Here is a 22,974-nt window from a genome sequence, read left to right as displayed (position 1 = left end):
GCTCCCCGGCGAGATCGAGGCCGCTCTCTCTCTCTCTCGCCCCCGGCGCTCGCCTCGCCCTCGCTCAGAGCGCCGGCTGAGCCCCCACGAACCGCTCGATCACCGCCTTGCGCAGCAGCTTTGGCGGCAGGATCCCCTGGGCGAGCACGAAATCGTGGAATCGCTGCGCGTCGAAGCGAGGGCCCATCCTGGACTCGACCTCTGCCCGGAGCTCCATCAGCCGGGTGAACCCGTAGAAATACGACGTCGCCTGCCCCGGCGCGCGGAACGTGTAGCGCTCCACCTCGGACTGCGCGAACGGCGCCGACAGCACCACGTCCTTCTCCAGGAAGGCGCGCGCGGCCGCGGGCGTGATCTTCCCGGCCTGGAGCTCCGGGTCCAGGAAGGCGCGCGCGGCCCGCAGCAGGCGGTATTGCAGCGAGACGAGCTGACCCTCGGGCGGCATGAACGGGAGCACGATGGCCTCGGCGTAGAGGCCCCACCCCTCCACGTTGGCGCTGTTGTCCGCGAACATCGCCCGGGCGATCGAGACGCCCCGCTCGACCAGCGAGGCGAACTGGAGCTCGTGCCCGGGGCGCGCCTCGTGGGCGGTGAGCGTCCACGAGGCCGCGGCGTGGGTGAAATCGTCGACCTTCCGCAGCCCGTCCGCGGCGCCGGGCGGCGCCGGGAGGCTCAGCGGCAGCACGAACTCCCCTTGTTCGCCCTGGTTGTCGAGCAGCCGCGGCGGCCGCATGTGCGGCGCGGGCGTCTCGGCGCTCTCCGCGGCGGTGCCGAGCCGGATGCGCGCCGGCCGCTCGGGCAGGGTGACGAGGCGCTCTTTCCGGATAATGGCCTCGATCTGGGCGAGCCGCTCCTTGTAATGCGGCAAGATCGCCTCGCCCACCAGCTGCTCCTGCTTCAGGGCGCGGATCACGTCGCGGTAATCCGCGCTCGGCAGCTTGCGCGCGGCGGCGACCGAGACCGAGAGCTTCTGCATCTGCGCCTTCAGATCGTCGAAGGCGGCGTGGGCCAGGGACGCGAGCTCGGCGGGCGGGAGATCGACGCCATACGACTCGAGCGCGAACGTATAGAGCGGCGGCGGCAGGGCGAAGCCGACCCGCGCCCGGGGGAGCACGTCGGCGCGCAGCGCGGCGTCGTATGCCTCGAGCTGGCGGTTCAGCGCGGCGAGCGGCTCCTCGTGGCCGCTGATCGCGTATTTCCGGAAGAGCTCGCCGATGCCCTCTCGCACGCGGGCGTTCGTGGCGAGGTGTCGCTCGATCTCCATCCTGGACGGGGCGAGCAAGCCGGGTTTCCCGAGGTCCTGGGTGAGCCTGGCCCTGGCCTGCTCGGCGATGGGCGCGTGGCCCCCCTCCAGGCCTGCGTAGCGCCGGAGCCGCGTGAGGGCCATGGCCCGTCGCGCCGGCGGGTTCCGGTCGTCGAGCAGGACCGAGATGCCCGTGAACACGAGCCCCGTCACGTGCACGTACGAGACCCGGTGCTTCTCGTCGAGCTCCGAGCCGCGCACCGCGCGGTCTCCGGCGTCCAGCAGGATCTGCAGATCTTCGGCGACCGCCGGGTCCTTCTCGGCCTCTCGCCGCTTCTGGAGCTCGACGACGGCCGCGCGGTAGGCCGCGCGCTCCCGCGCGTCGACCCCCGGCGAGAGATCGGTGATCTCCCCGTCCGCGCGCTCGATCCCCGCCGCGCCGGCGTGCTCCGGCGAGAACCGCGCCAGCACGTCGAGGAGCACCTGCGCGTGCTCGTTGCTGCGCTGGACCCACGCCGGGGTGCGCGGAGGGGCCGCGGGCGCGGCGGGCGGCGCCGCCTTCGCGCTCGCGGCCGCCGGGGGCGCCGGCGAGGGCAGGGGAGCCGGCGCGGCGGCGGGAGGCGGCGTTTCGCGGGCGCACGCGGCCACGAGCAGGGAAACGAGGGCGAAGGGGCGGAGGGCGCGCAGGGCCATATCGCACCTCTGGCACAGGCGCCGCCGCGAGCCAATCACGACGAAGCCACATGAAGGCGAGAAGGCGGGAAGATCATGAATCTTTCTTCCCGCTTCCCGCCTTCATGTTCAAATCCGGCCACCACCCGCCGATGTGCTCAGCGGCGGCGGCGCCAGCGCAGGAGCCCGAGCGCGATCAGGCCTGCGACGGTGGCGATCGTCGGGTCTTCTGCGGCGCCGACGCGGCAGCCGCAACCCGACGAAGAGGCGTCGGACGCGTCCGCGCCGGCGCTGCCGCCGTCGCCGCTCGCGCCGGCGCCGCCGTCGCCGGCGCTGCCGCCGGAGGACGCGGCGCTGCCGCCGTCGCCGGAGCCGCCGCTGCTCACGCTGCTCGATGCAGCAGCGCCGCCCTCGCCGGACTCGCCGCCTGCGCCGCCGGACCCGGTGGGCTCACCCTCGCGCGGGAGGATCGTGACGGTCGCGCAGTGGTGATAGAAGCAGCCGCCCGGGTTGTTGATCCCGTGGTTCGACATGAACTCGCTGACCTGCAGCGTGCAGTTCTCGCAGGTCAGATCGTCGGGGAGCTTGATCTCGACGGTCTGCTCGCCCGTGAACGCCGACGTGTGGACGAGCAGCCCGTCCGCCACGAGGGGGAGCTGCGGATCGGTCTCGATGACGGTGGAGCCGCACGGCGTGGCGCCGGGGGTCACCTCCGGATCCGGGGGGAGGGACTCCGCGTTCTCTGCGATCGACACGCGGTAATGGCCCGGGTGGAATATCGTCTCGTCGATCCTCAGTTTGATCGTCTGACCCTGGACATACGTGGTCACCTCGCCGGTCAGCTCGATCGGGTTCCCGGGGTCCGCCTGGCCGCAGGGCGCGCTCTTCTGCGGGTCGCCGAGGTCGCTCTGCTCCGAGTAGCAAGCGGGCTCGAGCAGGGCGAAGTGGGCGTGGGCCACGGCCGGGTCGATGGCGGCGAGGGCCGCCGCGGCGAGGGTCGCTGCCGCGGGCGCGCGCCACGGCGCCTTGGGTCTCATTCGTGATGTTCGCATCGCAATTCTCTAGGTCAGGAGGTGGTCTCGCGGCCGCGCCCGTGGAGACTCGTTGGCTCTCCTCCGGGGGCGTCGCGGGCGGCTACTCTCCACCACCGCTTGTCCGCCGCCAAGCCCGAACTCGCCGCGGCGACGACACCCGAGCTCGCGATCGCCGCGGCGACGACAACCAAGCTCGAACTCGCCGCTGTCAGCGGTCGCCGGACCGCGGCGGCGCGCTTCCCGGGTCGACGGGCGCCCCGCGCCGGCCTCGGGGCGGCAGCGCCGGCGCCAGCCGCTCGCCGTCGATCCGGAGGCCGCCGTGGCGCGCCGTCGACCGCGTCGCGGGCGCCGGACGGCTCGATGGGATCGACCGACGGCGCCGCCCTCCTTCGCTCACGGGCTGGCGCGCGCCCCGGGCCGGCCGGGCGCGCTGCTCGGGCTCGGCTCCTCGCCGCCAGACGACGCAGCGATGTCACCGGACTGCCTTCATGTCCTCCGCGGCGCTGTGGTCGATTCTCGTTTCGTGTGGGCGTGAGCGCGAGGTGCGCGCCCGCCATTTCTCGACTGCCGATCTGCAGATCAGGCCACGCGCCGGATTGTCAGTCGTGTGGACCCGGCGTAGCGTGGTGCTCCTTGCAGTTCCTCCAACATCGAGGGTGTCATGAGTAACCCGTCCCTGCCTCAAAACGACTCTCCCGCGGAGCAGCAGCAGCGCAAGAGCGAGCTCGCTCGGGCCCAGCAGACGTACGTCTACAACCACGACACCCGTCTATCGCCCCTCGGGGTGGCCCAGAGCGTTCCGAACGGACAGGGGTTTGCCCCCATCCTGGTGGGATCTGCGGCGCTCGTCATCCTCGATCTCGTCGGCAACGTGGTGGCGAAGGCGTCCAAGCTGGTGGGCTCCGACGGCTCGCTTCGCAGCCCGAAGGGCGCTCCGCTGGACGACGCGACGAGCGCCAGGGTCCAGGGCGTCCTCCACGACCTCAAGCAACGCCATCGGGAGCTCACCCTGACGCTGACGCCGCTCCATGGCGAGCCCGAGCGCGCCCCCGCGCCGCCGCCGCGAGCGCCCGCGGCCGCGCTGGTCGAGGGGTTCGCGCAGAAGTTCGTCACGACGGCCGAGAACCGCGCCCTGGAGAGCGCCCTCGGCGCGACGAACTATTCCACCAAGAAGGTGGGCGATCTCATCAAATCGCTGCTGGATACGCTGCTGAGCGCGGCGGGGAAGCTCCTGCTCGATCTGGTCGGGATGTACGGGCAGGCGACCAGCGTGTACGACTACGTCTCGGAGTTTCAGACGTTCCGCCTGCCCGAGATCGCGAGCGCCTACCAGGACGACTCGATCTTCGCCTGGATGCGGGTGGCGGGGCCGAACCCGCTCGTCCTCAAGCGCGTCGCGTCGCCCGGCGCGAGCTTCCCCGTGACCGACGCACAGTATCGCTCGGTGATGGGCGAGGGCGACTCCCTGGCGAGCGCGGGCAAGGAGGGGCGCCTCTACCTGGCCGACTACGAGGTGCTCTCGCAGCTCGTGCCCGGGACCGCGCCGGATCAGCAGAAGTACGTCGAGGCGCCGCTCGCGCTCTTCGCGGTGCCCGCCGCGGGCGCGCCGAGCCGACTGCTCCGCCCGGTGGCCATCCAGTGCGCGCAGACGCCGGGCGCGGCGAGCCCGATCTTCACCCCTTCGGACGGCGTGGCGTGGGAGGTGGCGAAGCTCCACGTGCAGGTCGCCGACGGGAACTTCCATGAATTGATCTCGCACCTCGGGCAGACCCACCTCGTCTTGGAGGCGTTCGCGATGGCCACCCCGCGGCAGCTCGCCCCCGAGCACCCGGTCAACGTCCTGCTCACGCCGCATTTCCAGGGCACCCTGGCGATCAACAACGCCGCCGAGGCCGATCTCATCGCCCCGGGAGGCCCGGTGGACAACCTGCTCGCCGGGACGATCGCGTCGTCCACCCAGCTCGCGGTCGACGCCGTGCTGAGCTACAGCGTCAACCAGCAGTTCCTCCCCGTGGCGCTCGCGCACCGCGGCGTCGACGACCCGAGCTCCCTGCCGAGCTACCCCTACCGCGACGACGCGATGCTGCTCTGGGGCGCGATCCATACGTGGGTGTCGCGATACCTCGCGATCTATTACACGAGCGACGCAGCCGTGCTGGGCGACTACGAGCTGCAAAACTGGATCGCCGAGCTGTCCTCCCCTTCGGGATGCGGCCTGAAAGACATCGGCGAGGACGGGGCGATCCGCACCGTCGCTTACCTGGCGGACCTTTTGACGCACGTGATCTTCACCGCCAGCGCCCAGCACGCGGCCGTGAACTTCCCGCAAAGCTCCCTCATGAGCTTCACCCCGGCGCTCCCGCTCGCCGCCTACGCCCCGGCGCCGAGCATCACCGCGGGCCTGCCGTCCTCGGAGATCTTCCAGCACCTGCCGCCCCTGCAGCAGGCGCTGCTCCAGCTGAACGTGATGATGCTCCTCGGCGGCGTCTACTACTCGCGGCTCGGCGACTACGACCGGAACATCCCGGGGACGTATTTCACCGACGCGCGGGTCCGCGAGCCCCTCGAGGCGTTCCAGCGCGATCTGATGGAGATCGAGGCGACCATCGGCAAGCGCAACCTCCAGCGCGTCCCGTACGTCGTCCTCCTGCCGTCGCAGATCCCGCAGAGCATCAACATCTGACGCTGTCGCGGCGAGGCGGCGCCGCCGTCCGGGCAGGAAGGCGGGCGGAAGGTCCCGATACGGCGGCTCGGCGGGAGACCGGCTCCGCCGGACACCGCCGCTCGCCGGAATCAGGCGTCATCGGGCGTGATCGCGCGTCACGCGCGTCACGCGCGATCGAGGAACGTCACCTCGCCGGTCTCCAGGGCGTACTCGGCGCCGACGATCCGCATGCCCTCCTCGGCGCACAGCCGCTCGAGCAGGCGGCTGCCGTGCCGGAGGTGATCGCACGAGTTGCGCACGTTGGCGCGGATCGCCTCGCGCATGAGGAGGTCCCTGGGAGCGTGGCGGCCGGCGGCGCTCACCACCGTCTGCACCGGGGCGCGGCAGCGCTCGACGATATCGCGGATGTTGTCGGTGAGGACGCCGCCGCTCTCCTCCTGGAGCAGCTCGCCCAGCGTGGCCTTGATGGCGCCGCAGCGCGAGTGGCCCATCACCACCGCGAGGCGCGTCCCGAAGGCGGCGGCGGCGAACTCCACGCTGCCGACCAGCGAAGGCGCCACCACGTTGCCCGCCACCCGGATGACGAACAGGTCGCCGAGGCCCTGGTCGAAGATGAGCTCGGACGGCACCCGCGAGTCCGAGCAGGAGAGGATGATGGCGAACGGCCGCTGCCCTTCCGCGAGCGCGGCCCGCTCTCGCTGGCCGAGCACCGCGTGCTCGCTGCGGACGTTGTCCACGAAGCGCCGGTTGCCCTCGATCAGCCGCTCCAGCGCCTGACCGGCGGACATGGGGGGCAGGGCGGGCGGGGGGTCGGTGATGCTCATGACGGCCGGACACCGTGGTGGAGCGCGCGGCGGGCGTCAATGGGCTGTCGCCCGCCGTGGTGCGCGCGTGCATGGGAATCGGCCTCCGAGCGACCTCATCACCACCGACGCCGCGCTCGGGCCCAGCGCCGGAGCGCGGCCCGCGCGGGGATCACCGCCCCGCGCCGCGCCGCCGCCGCGCCGCGAGCGCCGCGACGGCGGCCGCCGCCCCGAGCGCGCCCAGCGGAGCGCGCGGCGCTCCCCCCGGGATCGCGCACCCGCACCCCTCCTCCGGCGGCGCCGGCTCCCTCGCCGGATCGACCACCACGCTCACCTGGTCGGCCGCCTCCAGGGTCCCGTCGCTGACCTTCACCTCGAACGCGAGCGTCGTCGCCGCGGCCACCTCGGGCGCCACGAAGGTCGCCCGCGCGCCGTCGCCCAGGAGCTCGACCGCCGGCCCCGCCGTCTGCGTCCAGGAGAACGTCAGCTCGTCCTCTTCGGGATCCGAGCTCCCCGACGCGTCGAGCGTCACCAGCTCTCCGACCGCGACCGCCTGGTCCGCCCCGGCGTCGGCCGCCGGCCCTCGCTGGCAAGAGGCCGTGTCCTCGATGAGCGTCGCGAACGGCTTGTTCTTCACGCCCGCAAACCCGACGTCGTCGAGCTCCCAGCCGGTGTCGCCCGCGGCCTCGTCGGTGCCGACCCGGAACCGCACCCGCACCGTCTTTCCGGCGAACGCGGTCCCCAGATCGACCGACACCCTGTCGAGCTCGGGCCACGACGGGCTCTCGCCGACGAACGCCCTCCGCCTCGCCAGCGGATTGCCCGACTCGCTCGTGATCCTCCCGCCGTAGCCCGGATCCGCGGTCTTCGCGACGTCGACCCACGTCTCGCCGCCGTCGGCGCTGATCTCGATCACCGCGCCGTCCCAGAACGTGCCGTCGCTCGCCTCGAACTGGTGCCGGTGCGCGAACGTCAGCACGAAGCGCTCGGTCTCGCTGACCTCGAGGGGCGGCGACACCAGCGCCGCGTCGGACAGCGTCCCGAGATCGACGCCGCGCCACACGCGGTTCGGCGCGGTCCCCTCGGCGCGCGACCACACGAGCTCGCCGGAGAGCCCCTCGACGGTCCACGTCGTGCTCTGCGTCTCCACGCCGTCGACCGCCGACGACCCGGGGACCTCATCGTAGTTCACGCGGCGCACCAGGGCCTCCACCCGGGTCGGCGTGCACGCCTCGGCGCTCTTCAGCGTCAGGTTGAGCTTCAGGTCCTCGGCGGGCTTCATGTTCCGGTCGAGCTTCACCGGCACGGCCGCGGTCCCGGTCGCGAACGGCGCGATGTCGCCGAACGACACGCGCGCGCCGTCCGGGAAGGTCACCCCGCCGCCCGGCCCCTCGATCGACGCCGTCGCGCCGGAGAGGGGCGCCGCGCCGCGATTGACGATCTCGATCGTGACCGTGCCGGACTCCTCCGCGTCGAGCAGCCCGTCTTGGTCGCAGGAGCCGGCGCTGTCGTCGAGCTCCGCGCGGACCAGCGCGATCTCGGGCTGGACCTTGAAGCTCTCGACCACGCCGGAGAGGCCCTGCGCGTCGACGCGCGGCGACACGGCGCACGTGCCGGCCCCGCGCCGCGCGAACGCCTCCGCCATCGCGCGGAAGTCGCCCTGATCGCTGGCGAGCGCGGCGGCCAGCACCGCGTCGCGCTGCTCGGTGTAGGTCGGGTTGGCGGGGGCGAGCTTCATGCCGGCCACCACGTAATCGCTCATCCGCCGCCGGGTCTGCTCGAAGGCGCGCGGCGGGGTCAGGCCGCCGCCGTGCCGGATCAGCGCGACATAGGCCTCGAACATCATGGCCGCCCAGACCTCTCCGGCGTTGTGCACCTCGGAGTTCTGCGGAGCCGAGACGTTGAGCGGGTGGTCGGGGAGGCGCTCGTCGTCCGAGATGTGGCGGAACGTCAGCCCGTTCTTGGCGAAATCGACGGAGTAGGGCGCGCGGCGGATGCCGAAGTAGCTGTCGCCGAGCGCCGCGCTCCCGTAGCTCGAGAGCGGGTAAGCGCCGTCGAGGTCGTCGCCCTCGCGCAGCGCCATGTGCAGCGCGATGAAATCCCCCCACCCCTCGCTCTGCGCGCCGCACATCTGGGTGCTGCACGCGACCTGACGGAGGTGGATGTAATGGCCCCACTCGTGCGCAACGATGGTGTTGTCGATCGTCCCGTCGCGCTCGACGCTGGGCTCTCGGGTCATCGTGACCCTGAGCGGCGCCTGCGCCCCGGCGAGCGCCGCCTTGAGCGCGCTGCCGTCCTCCAGCGAGACGCTCTGGGCGGGCGTCGTCACCTCGGGGTCGTCGCCGGCGAGCCGCGGGGCCCCGTCGCTCTCGCGGTTGTTGGCGATGATGACGCCGACCGCGCCGGCCTCCTGCGCGTTGCGCGCCTTCTCTGCGAAGGCGCACCCGCCGCGGTCGACGAGGGCGACCTTGCCGGCCACGTCGCTCGTGATCGGCCCGCACGCGTCGCCCCGGGGCGCGACGTCGTCCTCGCCGAGGGCGAGCTCGCCGGTCACCTCGTAGCGCTGGGGGCCGAACATGGCGGTGTTCGACGCGTAATTGGCGTTCTGCGGCGTGACGCTGAGCGACCGCAGGTCCGGCCCGGTCCACAGGTACATCTGCATCCGCGGCGACGCGCCGTCGTACGTCGCGTCCATGTTCGCGTTGTCGCGGCTGCCGCCGGTCGCGTCGTCCTGCGCCTCGGCGAGGAACGGGTCTCCGTCGAGGCCGCCCCTGCCGAGGTTGTCGCGCTGGGCGTTGCCCGCGGCCTCGGTGAAGCCGGAGTCGTAATACCAGTCGTGGAGCCAGTTCGTGACGTAGAAGACCTGGGTGACGGCCGCCATGATCTGCTCGGGCGCGGCGAGCGGCTCGGCGCGCAGATCGTAGGTGTAGTCGAACGCGCCCGGCCTCGAGAGCTCCGCGCGCGTATCGCCGCTGGAGAACCCGTCGGGCGCGTTGTGATCCGCGTAGGCGTCGACGTTGTTGCCGCGGGTCGAGGTCGCGTCGGCCGGCAGCCACGGGTCGGCCCGGCCGTCCGGGTTCGTGTTGAAGCCCTCGATGGAGATGAGGCTCGGCGCGATGAACCGCGGGAGATGGCCGTCGGGCCGCCCGGTCGGGTGCGGCGACATGTCCGCGAGGGGCCCGCCGAGCGGGGTGTGCTTGTCGTCGTCCTCGGCCCAGACCCGGTAATCGAAGGTCGCGGCGTGGGAGAGGTTTTCCCGGTAGAGATACCGCCCGTCGCTGGCCCCGAACACCCACGCTGTCGCGTCGGAGCTCGTGCGCTCGGCGTCGCCCGAGACGAGCTCGACGAAGTAGCCGGGCACGAGCCGGTCGGGCAGCGGAAACAGCACCTTCCTGACCCGCGCCGGCTGCGCGAAGCGCAGGCTCCCGGCGCGCTGGCGCGCGTGCGCGGTGTCCGCGAGGTCGAAGAGCCGATATCCGCCCTTCGCCTCGCCGAGGTCGCGGAGGTCGGCCGTCTTGATGTCGATGCGGTGCGCGTCGCGCACGGCGCGGACGACCGCCTGGGCCGGCGCGCCGGCGAACGCGCGGCTGCGCTTCGAGCCGGGCCGGAGGGAGCCGGCGCCGGGCGGCAGCGCGATGGCCGACGCGTGCAGGTTGCCGCCGAGGGCGACGAGCGTGAGGTCGCGCTTCATGAGCACCTTGAGCTCGCTGCGGAAGACCGGGATCCCGTCGACGTCCTGGCCCAGCGTCACGAGGATGCCGCCGCGCCCGGTGTCGTGGACGTGGCGCACCACGGCCGTGTCGAGCGCGGCTTGCGGCAGGTGGTAGAGGCGCGCGTACCGCTGCACGTACCAGCGGGCGGCGGCCTCGGCCGTGCTGTGGGTGGCGGCCGGCGGGCGGTGCTCCGGCGAGGTCGCCCACACGAACGTCGGCACACCGCGCTGCGGGTCGGTCGACGCGATGACGGCGCCCGGCGCGTCGTCGCTGGCGACGCGCGCCACGCCGGGGGGCAGCGCCGGCGGCTCCCTGAAATAGGCATCGTGATTCGGGCGCTCCCGCGCGTGGGCGAGGGGACCGGCGAGCAGCGCGAACGACAGCGCGGTGTACCGAACTGAAACCTTCATGTTCCTCGATTCTCCGATTCCGAGGGAACGACGCCTGTTGGCCACGCGCGCGACGGCCGCGCGCTGCGTCCCGGGCGCCTCGCGCCCACCCGTCGAATCCGCGACGCGAGGCACCCTAGCCGCAGCATGCGTGCAGGGGAAGCGCGACCGCTCGCGCCCTGTCCGGCGTCGTAAGGCGCCTCTCATGCGATCTCACCGCGGCGCTTGTCAGGGCGTGAGTCCGGCGGCTCCGAACCCGGCATGGAATAAAGAGGATACCGTCGCGCTCCACTCCATGAGTCCATGAATCCATGAATTACGCTGTTGGGATCGCTTCCCGCGCCGCGGGGCGCACCGGCCGCGCGCGTGTCGTGCTCGACCGACCTGGGCAGGAGCGACGGCTGTCGCGCCCGCCGCCTCCGCCGGCGTCGGGCCGGGTGAGGAGCCGGGGAGCGATGGCTCAGGAGGCTCCCGATCATGCGGTGCGTCGTCGCTGCGCGGGCTCATGCGTCGGCCGCGCGACACGGGCTCGTGCGGCGTCGGCCGCGTAGCCACGGGCTCGTGCAGCAAGGACTCGAGCGTGAAGGCGGTTACGCGGTCATGCGCGCCGCGGCGCGCCTCAGCGGCGCGCGCGCGGCGAGCCAGCCCACGTACGCCCCTGCGGTATGACAAAGCGCTGACATGCCGCGCGAGCCGCGGAGACTATTCTCATAAAAGCCAACGTGATCCACGCCTTGCACGTCGAGACCAAGCTCGTCTCCGAAGAGCTCTGCGCTCTTCTGCGTCAGGTCGATCCCGCGGTCTTCGTCTTTCGGGACGAGCCCGAGGTGCGCGCCCGGGTCGATCGGGTGGTGTTGCGGCTCCGGGAGCTCGTCGTCGCCGCCGAGCGCGACGACGCCGGGGGCGCGCTCGATCGACTCCGCGACCGCCTCCGCGCGCTGCTCGCGGCGGTCGAGCGCGCGACCCCGTCCGGGACGCCCTCGCCCAAGGCGGCGTGGATCGCGTTCCAGCGCGAGGTCCAGCCTGCCTACGAGTCGTTGCTGCTGACGCTGCGCGGGGTCGTCGCGGCGCCGCCGAGCGTCCGGCCGACGAACCATGCGCGCAGCCTGTGGCACGTGGGCTCGGGGCTGGCGGTGCTCGGGCTGATCCAGCTCCTGCCCGAGCGCGGCTGGCTCGTGGCCGTGAGCGGCGCGTTCGCGGCGGCGGCGTGGTCGATGGAGATCGCGCGCCGGGTGAGCGAGCGGGTCAACGATCGGCTGATGCGGCTCTTCCGGCTCGTGGCGCACCCGCACGAGCGGTACCGGGTGAACTCGTCGACCTGGTACATGACGGCGCTGCTCTTGCTGGCGCTGTTCGGGACGCGGCTGAGCCAGTCGCTCGCCGTGGTGGTGCTCGCGGTGGCCGACCCCGCGGCGGCGCTCATCGGTCGGCGCTTCGGCCGCACGCGGCTGCGCGACGGCCGCTCGCTCGAGGGGACGCTCGCCTTCTTCGCGGCCGGCGCGCTGAGCTCCCTCGCGGTGATGTGGGCGCTCGGCCCCGCGTCGCTCTCCTCGCGGCTCCTCCTGGCGGCCGTCGCCGGCCTGGCCGGGGCGGCCACCGAGCTGTTCTCGTCGCGGATGGACGACAACTTCACGATCCCGGTCGCCGTGGCGGCCGCGGTGACCGTCGCCGGCGCGGGCTGAGCTCAGGGCGCCTCGCCGCCGATCTCGACCGCGAGGTGGGCGAGGTACTGCCTCATGAACTCCGCCCGTCGCGCCCCCTCGCGACGCCCGGCGGCCGTCCTCAGGCTCTCGGCGGTCTTGAACAGCTTCACATGGAAGTGGTCGATCGCGTTCTCGCGGTCGTTCCACGGCCGCCGCTCGGCGAACGGATCCTGGGGATCGTAGAACCGCACCCCGAGCAGCCCGCCCACGGCGAAGCAGCGGGCGATCCCGATGGCCCCGAGCCCGTCGAGCCGGTCCGCGTCCTGGACGACCCTGGCCTCGAGGGTCCTCGGCTCGATGCCCGCGCTGTAGCTGTGGGCCTCGATGGCGTGGGCGATGTCCGCGAGGAAGGCCTCGGGGTACGCGACGCTCCGGAGGAAGCGCAGCGCCTCCTCGGCGGAGAGCCGCGAGGCCTGGGAGCGCCTGGGATCGTTCTTGGGGACGTTCACGAGGTCGTGCAGCCAGGCCGCGGGGACGACGACCTCCAGCCTGGCCCCTTCGTCCGCTGCGAGGGCCTTGGCCGTGGCGACCACGCGCGTGAAATGCGCCAGATCGTGGGCCGGATCCTTGCCGAGATCGGTCTGCTCGAGCTTCTTCGCGAAGAGCGCTTCCCAGTCCCTCATCCCTCGCCTCTTACTCACCGAGGCGAGCGCGAGCAACATCGACGGGAAGAGCGAGGGCCCTTCGAGGCTCGCACAGCGACTCCGTGTCAGGACGGCATCTTGCTCCGCTGATGAAGGATGAGCTGCGTCCGGTTCATCAGCTTGATCCCCGCCGCGTCGAGCTCCTCGATCTGCCCCTTGGGCTCAAGGCCCGTCGCGCGCGGGCCGCCGCGCGCGACCGGTCGGCGGCGCGTCAGGCCGTCGGGTGCGCCTCGGCGCCCGCGCCGCGGGGAGGCGCGGCCGCGAGCTGGTTGATCTGCACGTGCTGGCTCGGGACAGGCAGCGCCAGCTTGCCGAGCTCCTCGCGGATGGCCTTGTTGGTGGCGAAGAAGACGTCACCGTAAGAGCTGCTGTTGCAGAAGGGCCGGACGGCCAGCACGGGCCCGGCGAGGTTGAACTCCAGGATCTCGACGACCGGCGCGGGCTCCTGGACCACGTTGGGGATGAGCACGAGGCGCGCCTTGAGCCGGGCGATCGCCGCCTCGTGATCGGCGCCGTGCGCGAGCTGCGCCGTGCAATCGACGCGGCGGAACGGGTTCGCGCTGAAGTTCTGGATCGTGTCGCTGAAGATCTTGGCGTTGCCCACGATGGTGCGGACGTTGTCCCCCGTATCCAGGGCGGTCGCGAAGAGCCCGATCGAGTGGACTGCGCCCGTCACGCCCCCGGCCGTCACGACGTCGCCGGTCTTGAAGGGGCGCAGGAGGATCATGAAGATGCCCGCCGCGAGGTTCGAGAGGAGCCCGGACCACGCCATGCCGATGGCGATGCCGACCGCGGCGAGCAGGCTGGCGAAGGTGGTCGTCTCGACGCCGAAGACGCTGAGCACCGCGATGACGAGCAGGATGTTCAGCAGCACGGACACCGCCGACTCCAGATAATGCGCCAGCGTGACGTCGAGCTTCTTCAGCGCGGAGCTGCGCTGCATGACCGAGAGGACCGCCCGGATGATCATCCGGCCGATGACCCAGACCAGGATCGCGCCCACGATCTTCGTGCCGACGCTCACCCCGAGCGCGACCCCCATGTCCATGTATCGCTGAACTCTCTCGTCCATCTCAAGCCTCCTGGCGACGTGCGCGCCGCTCGCGGGGCGCCCTGTGCAAGGCGCGTGCGCGCCTCGCCGTGATAGAGCTTCCCCCGGCGGGCAGCTCTATCACGCCACGAGGCCGGTCCGCGAGAGGGGCGGCAGAGATCTTCGAGCATCAGCCCTGCGGCCTGCACACCTCAGCGGGCCGCAGGGCCGGCGAGCGCCCGCGCCTCGAGGCGCCGGCGCGCCCTCCTCGCGCGCCGGCGCCCGCACGTCCTGCCGGGCCCGCGCACGGTCGCTCGCGTCTGCGGTCAGGATGCCGAGATCGGCGCCACGGACCCGCTGGGCCCTACGTCGCCTGCGACTCCACGTCGGCGCAGCAGCGGAAGCCGACCTCGTAGCCGTAGTCGTCTTCCTTGTGAAAGGTCGTCATCGGGCGGCACTGGCTCCGGATCGGACCCCACCACCCGCCCTTGAGGCCGCTGCGGTAGGGGGCCTTCTGGTCGGTGCGCACCACCCACTCGTTGACGTTGCCGTTCAGATCGAAGACGCCTGCCCACGAGGCGCACTCCGCGCGCGAGCCGGCCGGCTCGCGGCCGTCCAGCCGCGAGAGCTCGGCGGCGCATCGCTCGTTCTGCATGCAGGCCTCGTGGTGGAGCAGCCGCTGCGAGTGGTCCGGAAAGCGGTATTCCCGGTCCTGATTGCACGTCTCGGCGTTCCGCTCGTAGCCGTAGACGTAAGGCAGCGCCTCGGGGCCCTCGCAGGCGAAGTTGAACTCGGCCTCGGTGCACAGCCGCTTGCCCTGCGCCTCGCAGAGATCGGCGGCCTGCTCCCACGAGGTCAGGGTGCGCGGCAGCTCGCCCGGGACGTTCGGGTACTCGTACCGGTCCATGCAGAACGAGAGGCTCTCGTTCTTCTTCGCGACGCACCGCGACGGCTCGCGGAAACGCAGGCACCGGGCGGCCACGCCCGGCTCGCCGTGGCGCTTCGTCCACTCGGGGTGGTATTCGAGGCATTCTTGCACCACCGCGGGGCAATACTCGCCTTCCACCCGCACCATACCGCCGGGGCAGCCCTCGGTCCTTCCGGGCAGGGTGACCGGCGCCTCGATCGCCGGGATCTCGTCCGTCGTGGGCCCGTCGAGCGGCCCGTCGCTCTCCATCTCCGGGGACGCGACCAGCGGGGGTTCGGACTGCGGGGGTTCGGACGGCGGAAGCTCGGGCTGCGGGGGTTCGGACATCCCCCCGGCCCCGGAAAGCTCGCGAATCTCGCCGTTTCGAGCGTCCCTTCCCTCGGTGTCCGGGTGACTGCTGCAGCCAGAGGCCGCAACGCCAAGCAGTGTCAGTAGTACCGTGATGCCCTGGGTTCGCACAATGACCTCTTCCCACGTTTGCCTACATCGGCGCACATGCGTGGGCCAAGACTTGTACCGAGCTCGCCTTGTTCGTCCCGCGAGCCTCGGGAGCCGGGTGGAGAGATTGCAAAATCCCGGCCTACTGCCGTGCCCGGCGTATCGCGGGCCACGCGGCTGCGCGGCCCGTCGTCGACCCGCGGTGTGGCCGCCAGGACGGCCCGGATGGCCGCCCGGATGGCCGCCCGGACGGCCGGGATGGCCGGCCAGCGCGCGGCCATCGCGGCACACCGTCTTGCGCGCGACGTGCGCGCCCTACGTCAGTTTTGCGGGGTTGGGTGGCCGCGGCCGTGTCGCCGCGTCCACGGTCGGTCTGCGGTCCTCGGGCGGCGCGAGCGGCGGCGCCGCGTCGGGACGATCATCGACGCTCGCCGCGCGCCGGGCCGGGGCCCGCCGGGCGGCCGGTGCCCGCGCCGGGGCGGCGGCCGGCGGTCCCCCGGAATGCCCGCGGGCGAGCGCTCAGCGCCGGCGCCGTCGCGAGGCCAGCGCGCCGAGCACGCCGAGGAGCATGACCCCCCCGAGATCGGCCGAGCGGCCGTTCGTCGAGCACGAGCACCCGGAGTCGCCGCCGGACTCCTCGTCATCGCCCGTCGGTGTGTCGTCGGGCGACGAGCCTCCGCCGCCCACGCCGCTGCCCGAGGCGCTGCTCGAGGCGACCGACGAGCTCGCCGTCGCGCTCGTGGTCGATGCGCCGCCGGCCGAGGAGGTCGACGTGCTGCTCGCGCTCGCGCCGCCGTCGCCGCCGCCTTCGCCGCCGCCACCGCCGCCGCCCCCGTCGACGCCGGCGCAGTCGGTGGAGCACTCCGCCGAGCACTCGCCGCAGATGCACTCGATGATACGGACGTAGATGCCGGCGCCCTCCGCATGGTCGTCCACGCAGCGCTGCGCGCACGCGTCGTCCGCGCACTCGGAGTAACAGCCGGCGAACTGCCGGCACGCGATCGACGCGCCGCAGGCGTCGTACCGCGCCCTGCACGCGCCCGCGAGCGAGTCGTTGGAGCAGCTGTTGCACTCGTTGCCGCCGCCGCTCGCGGCCGTGGTCCCGCCGATGGGGTACAGGGCGCACACGCCCTCGATGTCGTCGTCCTCGAGGGAGCGGATCGACGCGCCAGCGACGTAGTACGCGGTCATCGTCGCGCCCCGCGCGTCGGAGTGGCCGAGGCCCAGGAAGTGTCCCTCCTCGTGCGTGGCGATCGACTGCGTGTCGACACATCCGCCGTTGCCGGTGTCGTTCCAGCAGAACCCGACGTTGTTGAAGACCATGTCGGCGTCCACGATGGCGTTGCCGAAACCCCAGGCCGGCGTCGTGACGCCGATGACCGAGTTGACGTCGCCGAGCGATGCCGGCCAGGAGTCGCTGATCCAGTGGAACACGCTCTTGCCGTCTCTGTGGTCGTAACGATCGTTGGTGTCGCCGAGGAGGGTGACCCCCCACTCCGTACACCCCACGCTCGACCACGCCTCGAACCCGGCCTGGATCCGGGAGACCGCGATGCCGGCGATCGGGCCCGGGATCGTCGACTGGTTGATGTAGTAGCCGACGGGCAGCTGGCCCCAGCGGGGGGTGCTGGGGTCGAGCGGCGACCACGCGGCGGCCTCGCCAGCGGCGGCGAGGGACGAGAGGGCGCCGAGGGCGGCGGCGAGGGCGACGCGGCGCCTCACCTCACTTCACTCCCGCGAGGCGGACCACGTCCGTCATGAGGCTCTCGACGGGCTCGACCTCCTCGGCGGGCGCCTGCGTGGGCACCAGCGCGCCGCCGTTCCGCCGGACGAGGTGCAGCCCCTCGAGGCTGCGCCGCGCCAGGCCCTTCATGTCCACGTGATAGACGGACATCGCGAGCGCCGTGAAGTGCCATCGCCCCTTGTCGCCGGGGCGCAGGAAGACCACCGCGTCCTCGCCCTGCGAGAGGCTGGCGTCGCCGAGCACGCGCTGCGTCTTGCCTTTGTAGGTGCCGCCGATCTGCTCCAGCACGATCACCTTCGGACCGCCGTTGTTCGCGCCGCCCTTGAGCGGCTGAATGACCTTGAGCTCGGTGCGGGTCACGATCGATCTCCCGTCGTCGGACTCCGTCGTGTAGGACTTGCCGACGGTCACGCGCGCGACGGTCGCCGACTTGCGCACGAGCTCCTCGCGCGAGAGCAGGACGGCCGTCGTTGCGTCGGCGGGCGCGCCGAGGCAGAGCAGAGCGGCGGCAGCGGACAGGGAGAGCATTGCATTCACGCTTCTCTTCATGTCGATGACTCCTTAAGACCCTCTGTTCTATCCTGAAGCGCGCGCGGCGGCTATACGGGAATCAGGACGGAGCTCGTGCTCTCCGTGCTGCTGTGCAGTACATCTGTCGTGGAGACGGAACATCGCGCGATTGGATGGCGTCATGCCGTCGTTTGCGCCCGTCATCGCGCCCGTCATCGCCCGTCATCGCGCCCGTCATCGTGCCCGTCATCGTGCAGTTGCTCACCGCTCGTTGGGGGTGGGCCGAAATTTGTGCGGTGCCTGTGACGAGCAGCTCGTCCTCGAGGGCGAGCTCGTCATGTCGCTGCGCGACGGGAGGGAGATCGTCATCGCGCCCGGGAGCAGCGCGGGCCGCGCTTCGTCGGGCCCGCGGCCGGGCAGCCCTAGGGCGCGAGCGACAGGCCGCGCACGTAGTCGGCGAGCGCCCGCTCCGCGCTGGCCACCGCCTCCCGCGCGCCCGGGAGCTTCGCCGATACCGCGGCGATCCGGTCTTCCTGCTCGTTCAGCGCCCTCAGGTAGCGCTCCTGGAGCGCGCTCCCCGCGGGCACGACCTTGAGGTTCTCGCGCACGCGCTCCTGCTCGCCGCGCAGCGCCGCGAGCTCGGCCTCCAGCGCCGAGAGCGCGCGCCGCTGGGCTTCGACCGCCGCCCTGAGCTCCGCGATCCGCGCGAACACGGCGCGCAGCGCCTCGGGGATCTCGCGCGAGGACAGGTACACCTCGATCTGCTCGCTGGTGAGGCTCGTGAGCGCGATCGTGTGCGAGACGGGGTGCTCCAGCGCGACCGTGAGCCGCGCCGTCTCGCCCGCGGCCACCTCCCGCCGGATGCGGTAACGGTCGCGCGTCGTCTCGACGCCCTCCTTGGGCTCGGCGAGCTCCCAGCCGGCGAGGCGCGGGTGCTCGATGAGCACGACGCGCGGCTCGCGCGCGGCGCCCACGATCGTGTAGACCGTCACCTTGCGGGCGGTCCGGACGAGCTCCAGCACGCCGCCCTGGATCCTCGCGCGGGAGATCGCCTCCTCGGCCCGCTCCTCGCGGTCGATGCGCACCTTCAGGTCCACGGCGAAGCTCACGAGCCGCGACTCGCCCGGCGGCAGCGCCGCGAGCCGGGCGTCGCCCACGTAGGTGACGACCCCCCCGGCGGAGCGCTCGTAGACCGTCATCGCGCCGGGCGGCAGGCTCGTGTCGCCGTCGTTCCGCAGCCGCACCGAGGCGAGCGGCCGATGCGCGCTCGCCTCCCGCTGGTAGAGCCCCACGCGCTCCGCCGGGATCTCGCGATCGACGATCGGGAGGAGCGCCGTCTGCCCGCTCGCGATCGTGAGGGGCGCCGGGAAGTGGAACACGACCTGCGTCGCCGCCTCCTTGCGCTCCGGCGCGCGATCCTGGGCCTTCTCCTCGACCACGCCCTTCTCGGCGGGCGCGGGGGCCCCGGCGGGGCCCGCGAGGCCTTGATAGCCCGCGTGCCGCGCCGCCCTGGCCGCGAGCGCCGCGGCGCCATCGTCGAGGCGCGGCAACACGCGCTCGGCGACGTCGACGGGCACCTCCGGGCGGGACACATAGTAGATCTCGTAGAGCGCCTGGCGGAACGTCACCGGGTTGCCCGACACCAGGGTGAAATCCACGTTCTCCCAGTCGGCGCCGCTCTGGTTCTCCACGATGGCCCACCCGGAGAGCGCGCCGGTCTTGGCCTGCGCGTCCTCTGGCACGGTGAGCCGATACGAGGTCTTCCAGAGCGGCACCTCGATGACGTAGGCCACCCGGACGACCCGCTCGCCCTCTCCGGCCGTGCGCACGACGAGCTCGCGGCGGTTGCGCTGGCGCCGGCTCGAGAGCCCGAGCAGCGCCGCGTTGACCTGCTGCCGCAGCCGCTCCTCGGCGAGCTCCACGCTCTCGAGCTCCTCCAGGACGACCTGCCTCAGCGCGCCGCGTGACATCAGCGCGAGCCAGTGCCGGTTCTCCGAGCCGCCGCCCGGCAGCGCCACCTGCGCCGCCGTGACCGCGACGATCCGCCCGGCGACGATCCCCTCGGGCCCGCGGGTCCGCACCTCGGCGCCGCGCAGGGCGTTCAGCAGGGCGGCCTCGGACTCCAGCGCTCCCTCGTCGAACGGGAGCTCGCGGAACAGGTCGCGCAGCGGCTCCCTCCCGGGAAGCGTGATGTTCCCGGTCACGCCGCGATCGTCATAGACGACGATGCTCTTCAGGACATCGTCGACCTGATCGAGCCGCACCTCGAGCCGGAGCTCGGCGTCGCCGCGCACGCGCGCCTCGAACTCGAAATAGCCGACGCCGCCGGTCGAGAGCACGACCCGGCGCAGCGAGAGCGCGCCCGCCGCGGTCCCCGGCCGAGCGACACCGGTCGCGTCGGCCGCCAGCGTCGCTGTCGTCCACGAGTGATGATCCATCGTCGCCTCCCCCGGCCGAGGCGTGCGATGGCCCCGCCGTGGAGGTCCATAACGCCCCTCTCCAGGGCGTCAACGACGGACGAAGGGGGGAGTTCGCGCGCCGCCCCCGGCGCCCATCAACCGCGGCCGGAGGCCTCGATCCGCTTCACGACGGCGAGCGCCTCCTCGACGTGCCGCGCCGCGCGGAGCTGGGAAGAAAAGACATGTCGAACGACCCCCTCGCGATCGATGACGAACGTCACGCGGCCCGGGAGGAGCCCCAAGAGCGGCTTGACGCCGTAGCGCGCCGCGATCTGCCCGCCGGGGTCGCTGAGCAGCGTCATGGGCAGGCGGTGCTTCTGCGCGAACTGCTCGTGGGATCCCTCCGAGTCGGCGCTCACCCCGATGACCTCGGCGCCGGCCTCCGCGAACGCGTCGTAACGATCGCGGAAAGCGCACGACTCCGCGGTGCATATCGGGGTGTCGTCCTTGGGGTAGAAAAAGAGGACGACGGCCTTCTTGCCCCGGAAATCCGAGAGCTTCACCGCCTCTCGCTTCTGCGACTGCAGGGTGAAGTCAGGGGCGATCTCACCGACGGACAGGGTGGCGGAGCCGAGCATGGCGGTCCTCTACCCGATGCGCCGCGCCGCGTCCAAGGCCGCGAGGCCGCGCGGAGACCCGCCGGCGGCGCGCGCGGCGGCGGCTCCTCGCTCCGGAGCTTCTTCGTGATCTCCCGGCAGGCGCTCGGTCGGGGGGACTCGGCGTCTCCCCGGGGGCCGTGCCCGCGCCCGCCCGCGCCCCGGAGAGCTCGAGCGGGCGGCGGCCCCGAAGGCGCGCGGCGCGCGCCGGACACCGGCCGCGGGCGGCCGATGGGCTACCCTGGGCGCCCCATGGCCACCACGTTCGCTGCGCTCATCTTTCGACCCGCCGAGATCCCGGACCGCGCGCTGTCCCAGGGCTTTGCCGTGGCGCTCGGCGGCTGGGCCGTCGCTTCGCCGCGCCTGTTCGTCGCGCCGCTCCCGGGCGTGCCCGGCTACGCCGCCGCGTTCTACTCGAGCGGCGAGCCCGCGGGCGGCGGCGACGAGCTCGACCACCTCGCCGAGCTCTTCGAGGACGAGCTCTCCCCGCCCGTCGCCGTGCTCGACGCGGCCGAAGGGCTCGGCCACGCGGGCGCGACGATCTTCGCGCTCGTGTTCTCGGAGGAGGTCGTCCACGACGACGGCTGGCGCTTCGAGGCGAGCGGGTTCGTCCGCCACTTCGTGCGGGAAGGGGAGGACGGCCTCGAGGCCGGCGTGGAGACGCCCGACCGCAGCGACCTCGTCGCCGTCGAGGTCGACCTGCCGGGGACCGCGACCGCGCAGGAGGAGCGCGACGCGACGGAGCGCGCGATCCGGCCGCACCGCGGCTCCACGTTCCTCGCGGCCGAGCTGGGGGCGCCGGTGCTCGGCGCGCTCATGGGCGGCCTCTTCGCGCCCGAGCGCCGGGTCGCCGTGCACCTCGTCGAGCCGGGGCCGGGGTCGATCGCCGCGGAGGTGAAGCGGCTCAACCGGGTGCTCCGGCGCGAGGACGGCCGCGGCGCGAAGGCGGAGCCCCCGCCGCCCGTCCGCGGCGTCGCCCCGCCGGCGACGTACGCTGCGTTCGCGCGCGCCTACGACTGGGCCGATCCGGCGGATCCGGAGGATCTCTACCGGGAGCTCGCGATCGGCGCCGTCGAGGGCACGCTGCGCTTCCTGCGCGAGGACGAGCTCCGCGGCCACGAGCGCGAGGCCGGCTGGGACGCGGCGGCGGCGCGGCAGCTCTACCCGATCGCGCGGCTCTCGGGCTCGGCGCTCGGCGGCGGCGCGGCCCAGCGGGCGATCCTCGCGCTCGGTGCCGACGGCGAGGCGCTCTGGGTCGTCCGCGGCGGCACGAGCGCGGCGCCCGCCGGGCCGACGTTCGGCGAGCTCCTGCGCTACCTCGCGCTGGGCTGGTCGCGCCGGAGCGACGCGGAGGAAGACCTCATCGGGGCGCTGATGCTGCGCGCGCGCCTCAGGTCCCTCGGGGGCTGAGCCGACGCGCGGGCGGCCGGGCGGCCGGCGTTGAACGGTCGAACAGGACGGTGGGAGAACGATGTCGTCGCCGACTCACCACCTCCCGCTGAGGCGCTTCGCGACGCGCGTCTCCATTCAATGGATAGGTCGTGCGTCTGAGCCCGCTGCCCCGGGCGTGGGGCGCTTTGCCACGCGAATTTCTATTGAAACGATGGTGAGGATCGCCGCGCCCCGCGCCTGCGGCGCGGGACGCCTCGGCGCGTGTGCTCGCGCCGATCAGAGATAGGTGTCGTACGCCTGGCGCCCGGTGATGGCGGGGCGGACCGGGTACATGCTGGGGTCGTCAAGGACCATGTGGAGCACGCCCACGTCGCGTTCGCCGTGGGCGAATACGCTCACGAGGATCCCGCCCTGCTTGACGCCCTTTTCGTAGCGTTCCGCCCACTGCTTCGGGACGCCTGCGGAGATGAGGATCTCGCGCAGTCCGCCGGTGATCCCGGCGCCGACCGCGGTCGCCACCACGGCGGCGAGCGGGCCCGCCACCACGAATCCGAGGTCGGGAACCACGGCGCTCATCGCGATGGCGGCGCCGAACGTGTGCGCCGGCGGGGTTCCGTCCGGAACCCTGAAGCACCTGTGGCGCGTGGCGTCGGTCATCAGCAGGCTGACGTCCTGTCGCGTGTAGCCGCAGTCGATGATGCGTTCCGCCGCGGCTTCCGCCTCGTCGCGCGTCTGCACCAGGCCAATTACGAGCTTCGCCATGAGAGACCTCCTTCGCGTGAGCGCGTCCCCGCTCCGGGCCCCCGCGACGGATACCGCACGGACCATGCCAATTCGGAATTCTCACGCAGCCGTGCGATTGCTTCGATATTTGCCGCCCCTGGACCCTGGCCGAGCGAGGCGGGATGTCGCACTGGGCCCGCCGTGCCTCGCCTTCTGATGGCAACTTTCGCCTGCGTTGCGCGGTATTCCAGCTTTGAAAGCGAACGGCGCGAGATGGCCGTGACAGCA

At 72.5% G+C, this 22,974-nt stretch carries 15 protein-coding genes; 3 read left to right on the top strand and 12 right to left on the bottom strand.

What is annotated here, in order from left to right; translation table 11 throughout:
• Positions 1 to 64: 64 nt before the first annotated feature.
• Both WMF26_RS27755 and WMF26_RS27750 read right to left on the bottom strand, forming a co-directional pair.
• A complete protein-coding gene (locus tag WMF26_RS27755; protein WP_437995125.1) occupies positions 65 to 1,936 on the bottom strand; it encodes a DUF885 domain-containing protein in 1,872 nt (623 codons plus the stop codon).
• A 137-nt stretch (positions 1,937 to 2,073) separates the two neighbouring features.
• A complete protein-coding gene (locus WMF26_RS27750; RefSeq protein WP_437995124.1) occupies positions 2,074 to 2,952 on the bottom strand; it encodes an SCE4755 family polysaccharide monooxygenase-like protein in 879 nt (292 codons plus the stop codon).
• 658 nt (positions 2,953 to 3,610) lie between these two features.
• Between WMF26_RS27750 and WMF26_RS27745 the strand changes: the two genes are divergently transcribed.
• Positions 3,611 to 5,632, top strand: coding sequence for a lipoxygenase family protein (locus WMF26_RS27745; protein ID WP_437995123.1), 2,022 nt, complete (start codon positions 3,611 to 3,613; stop codon positions 5,630 to 5,632).
• 146 nt (positions 5,633 to 5,778) lie between these two features.
• On the opposite strand, the gene WMF26_RS27740 is transcribed toward WMF26_RS27745, so the two are convergent.
• A complete protein-coding gene (locus WMF26_RS27740) occupies positions 5,779 to 6,438 on the bottom strand; it encodes a carbonic anhydrase (RefSeq protein WP_437995122.1) in 660 nt (219 codons plus the stop codon).
• A 151-nt stretch (positions 6,439 to 6,589) separates the two neighbouring features.
• A complete protein-coding gene (locus tag WMF26_RS27735; protein ID WP_437995121.1) occupies positions 6,590 to 10,540 on the bottom strand; it encodes a M36 family metallopeptidase in 3,951 nt (1,316 codons plus the stop codon).
• 701 nt (positions 10,541 to 11,241) lie between these two features.
• Between WMF26_RS27735 and WMF26_RS27730 the strand changes: the two genes are divergently transcribed.
• Entirely contained in the window at positions 11,242 to 12,201 is a 960-nt protein-coding gene (locus WMF26_RS27730) for a diacylglycerol/polyprenol kinase family protein (RefSeq protein WP_437995120.1), read from the top strand.
• A gap of 2 nt (positions 12,202 to 12,203) precedes the next feature.
• Here the strand turns inward: WMF26_RS27730 and WMF26_RS27725 are convergent, their stop codons facing one another.
• The 7 genes from WMF26_RS27725 to WMF26_RS27695 form a co-directional block, all read right to left on the bottom strand.
• The gene (locus tag WMF26_RS27725) at positions 12,204 to 12,845 is read right to left on the bottom strand and encodes an HD domain-containing protein (RefSeq protein ID WP_061622278.1); all 642 of its coding nucleotides are present in this window, start codon (positions 12,843 to 12,845) and stop codon (positions 12,204 to 12,206) included.
• A gap of 232 nt (positions 12,846 to 13,077) precedes the next feature.
• On the bottom strand, positions 13,078 to 13,938 hold the full coding sequence (locus WMF26_RS27720; RefSeq protein ID WP_437995119.1) for a mechanosensitive ion channel family protein: 861 nt from the start codon (positions 13,936 to 13,938) through the stop codon (positions 13,078 to 13,080).
• Positions 13,939 to 14,260: 322 nt separating this feature from the next.
• Entirely contained in the window at positions 14,261 to 15,151 is an 891-nt protein-coding gene (locus tag WMF26_RS27715) for an SUMF1/EgtB/PvdO family nonheme iron enzyme (RefSeq protein ID WP_437995118.1), read from the bottom strand.
• A 630-nt stretch (positions 15,152 to 15,781) separates the two neighbouring features.
• Positions 15,782 to 16,984: a matrixin family metalloprotease gene (locus tag WMF26_RS27710; RefSeq protein WP_437995117.1), complete on the bottom strand. Its 1,203-nt coding sequence runs from the start codon at positions 16,982 to 16,984 to the stop codon at positions 15,782 to 15,784.
• 1 nt (position 16,985) lies between these two features.
• Positions 16,986 to 17,555, bottom strand: a complete 570-nt coding sequence (locus WMF26_RS27705; RefSeq protein WP_437995116.1) for a hypothetical protein — start codon at positions 17,553 to 17,555, stop codon at positions 16,986 to 16,988.
• A gap of 383 nt (positions 17,556 to 17,938) precedes the next feature.
• Positions 17,939 to 19,954, bottom strand: a complete 2,016-nt coding sequence (locus WMF26_RS27700; RefSeq protein ID WP_437995115.1) for a DUF4139 domain-containing protein — start codon at positions 19,952 to 19,954, stop codon at positions 17,939 to 17,941.
• A 116-nt stretch (positions 19,955 to 20,070) separates the two neighbouring features.
• Entirely contained in the window at positions 20,071 to 20,553 is a 483-nt protein-coding gene (locus tag WMF26_RS27695) for a peroxiredoxin (protein ID WP_437331428.1), read from the bottom strand.
• Positions 20,554 to 20,823: 270 nt separating this feature from the next.
• Here WMF26_RS27695 and WMF26_RS27690 point away from each other — a divergent pair, with 270 nt between their 5' ends.
• On the top strand, positions 20,824 to 21,981 hold the full coding sequence (locus WMF26_RS27690; protein ID WP_437995114.1) for a hypothetical protein: 1,158 nt from the start codon (positions 20,824 to 20,826) through the stop codon (positions 21,979 to 21,981).
• Positions 21,982 to 22,239: 258 nt separating this feature from the next.
• On the opposite strand, the gene WMF26_RS27685 is transcribed toward WMF26_RS27690, so the two are convergent.
• Positions 22,240 to 22,725 carry a hypothetical protein gene (locus WMF26_RS27685; RefSeq protein WP_437949151.1) on the bottom strand — a complete coding sequence of 162 codons (486 nt, stop codon included), beginning with the start codon at positions 22,723 to 22,725 and terminating at the stop codon, positions 22,240 to 22,242.
• Positions 22,726 to 22,974: the final 249 nt, after the last annotated feature.

The sequence above is a fragment of the Sorangium sp. So ce185 genome, from assembly GCF_051526825.1.
Classification (GTDB): domain Bacteria; phylum Myxococcota_A; class Polyangia; order Polyangiales; family Polyangiaceae; genus Sorangium; species Sorangium cellulosum_D.
Note: the sequence above shows the minus strand (reverse complement) of the source record. Positions and strands in the feature narration are given on the sequence as shown.

What these genes read in the sequence shown, in the direction of transcription:
- WMF26_RS27755 (WP_437995125.1), bottom strand. Translation starts at nt 1,936, where the DNA reads ATGGCCCTGCGCGCCCTCCGCCCCTTCGCCCTCGTTTCCCTGCTCGTG.
- WMF26_RS27750 (WP_437995124.1), bottom strand. Translation starts at nt 2,952, where the DNA reads ATGAGACCCAAGGCGCCGTGGCGCGCGCCCGCGGCAGCGACCCTCGCC.
- WMF26_RS27745 (WP_437995123.1), top strand. Translation starts at nt 3,611, where the DNA reads ATGAGTAACCCGTCCCTGCCTCAAAACGACTCTCCCGCGGAGCAGCAG.
- WMF26_RS27740 (WP_437995122.1), bottom strand. Translation starts at nt 6,438, where the DNA reads ATGAGCATCACCGACCCCCCGCCCGCCCTGCCCCCCATGTCCGCCGGT.
- WMF26_RS27735 (WP_437995121.1), bottom strand. Translation starts at nt 10,540, where the DNA reads ATGAAGGTTTCAGTTCGGTACACCGCGCTGTCGTTCGCGCTGCTCGCC.
- WMF26_RS27725 (WP_061622278.1), bottom strand. Translation starts at nt 12,845, where the DNA reads ATGAGGGACTGGGAAGCGCTCTTCGCGAAGAAGCTCGAGCAGACCGAT.
- WMF26_RS27720 (WP_437995119.1), bottom strand. Translation starts at nt 13,938, where the DNA reads ATGGACGAGAGAGTTCAGCGATACATGGACATGGGGGTCGCGCTCGGG.
- WMF26_RS27715 (WP_437995118.1), bottom strand. Translation starts at nt 15,151, where the DNA reads ATGTCCGAACCCCCGCAGCCCGAGCTTCCGCCGTCCGAACCCCCGCAG.
- WMF26_RS27705 (WP_437995116.1), bottom strand. Translation starts at nt 17,555, where the DNA reads ATGAAGAGAAGCGTGAATGCAATGCTCTCCCTGTCCGCTGCCGCCGCT.
- WMF26_RS27700 (WP_437995115.1), bottom strand. Translation starts at nt 19,954, where the DNA reads ATGGATCATCACTCGTGGACGACAGCGACGCTGGCGGCCGACGCGACC.
- WMF26_RS27695 (WP_437331428.1), bottom strand. Translation starts at nt 20,553, where the DNA reads ATGCTCGGCTCCGCCACCCTGTCCGTCGGTGAGATCGCCCCTGACTTC.
- WMF26_RS27690 (WP_437995114.1), top strand. Translation starts at nt 20,824, where the DNA reads ATGGCCACCACGTTCGCTGCGCTCATCTTTCGACCCGCCGAGATCCCG.
- WMF26_RS27685 (WP_437949151.1), bottom strand. Translation starts at nt 22,725, where the DNA reads ATGGCGAAGCTCGTAATTGGCCTGGTGCAGACGCGCGACGAGGCGGAA.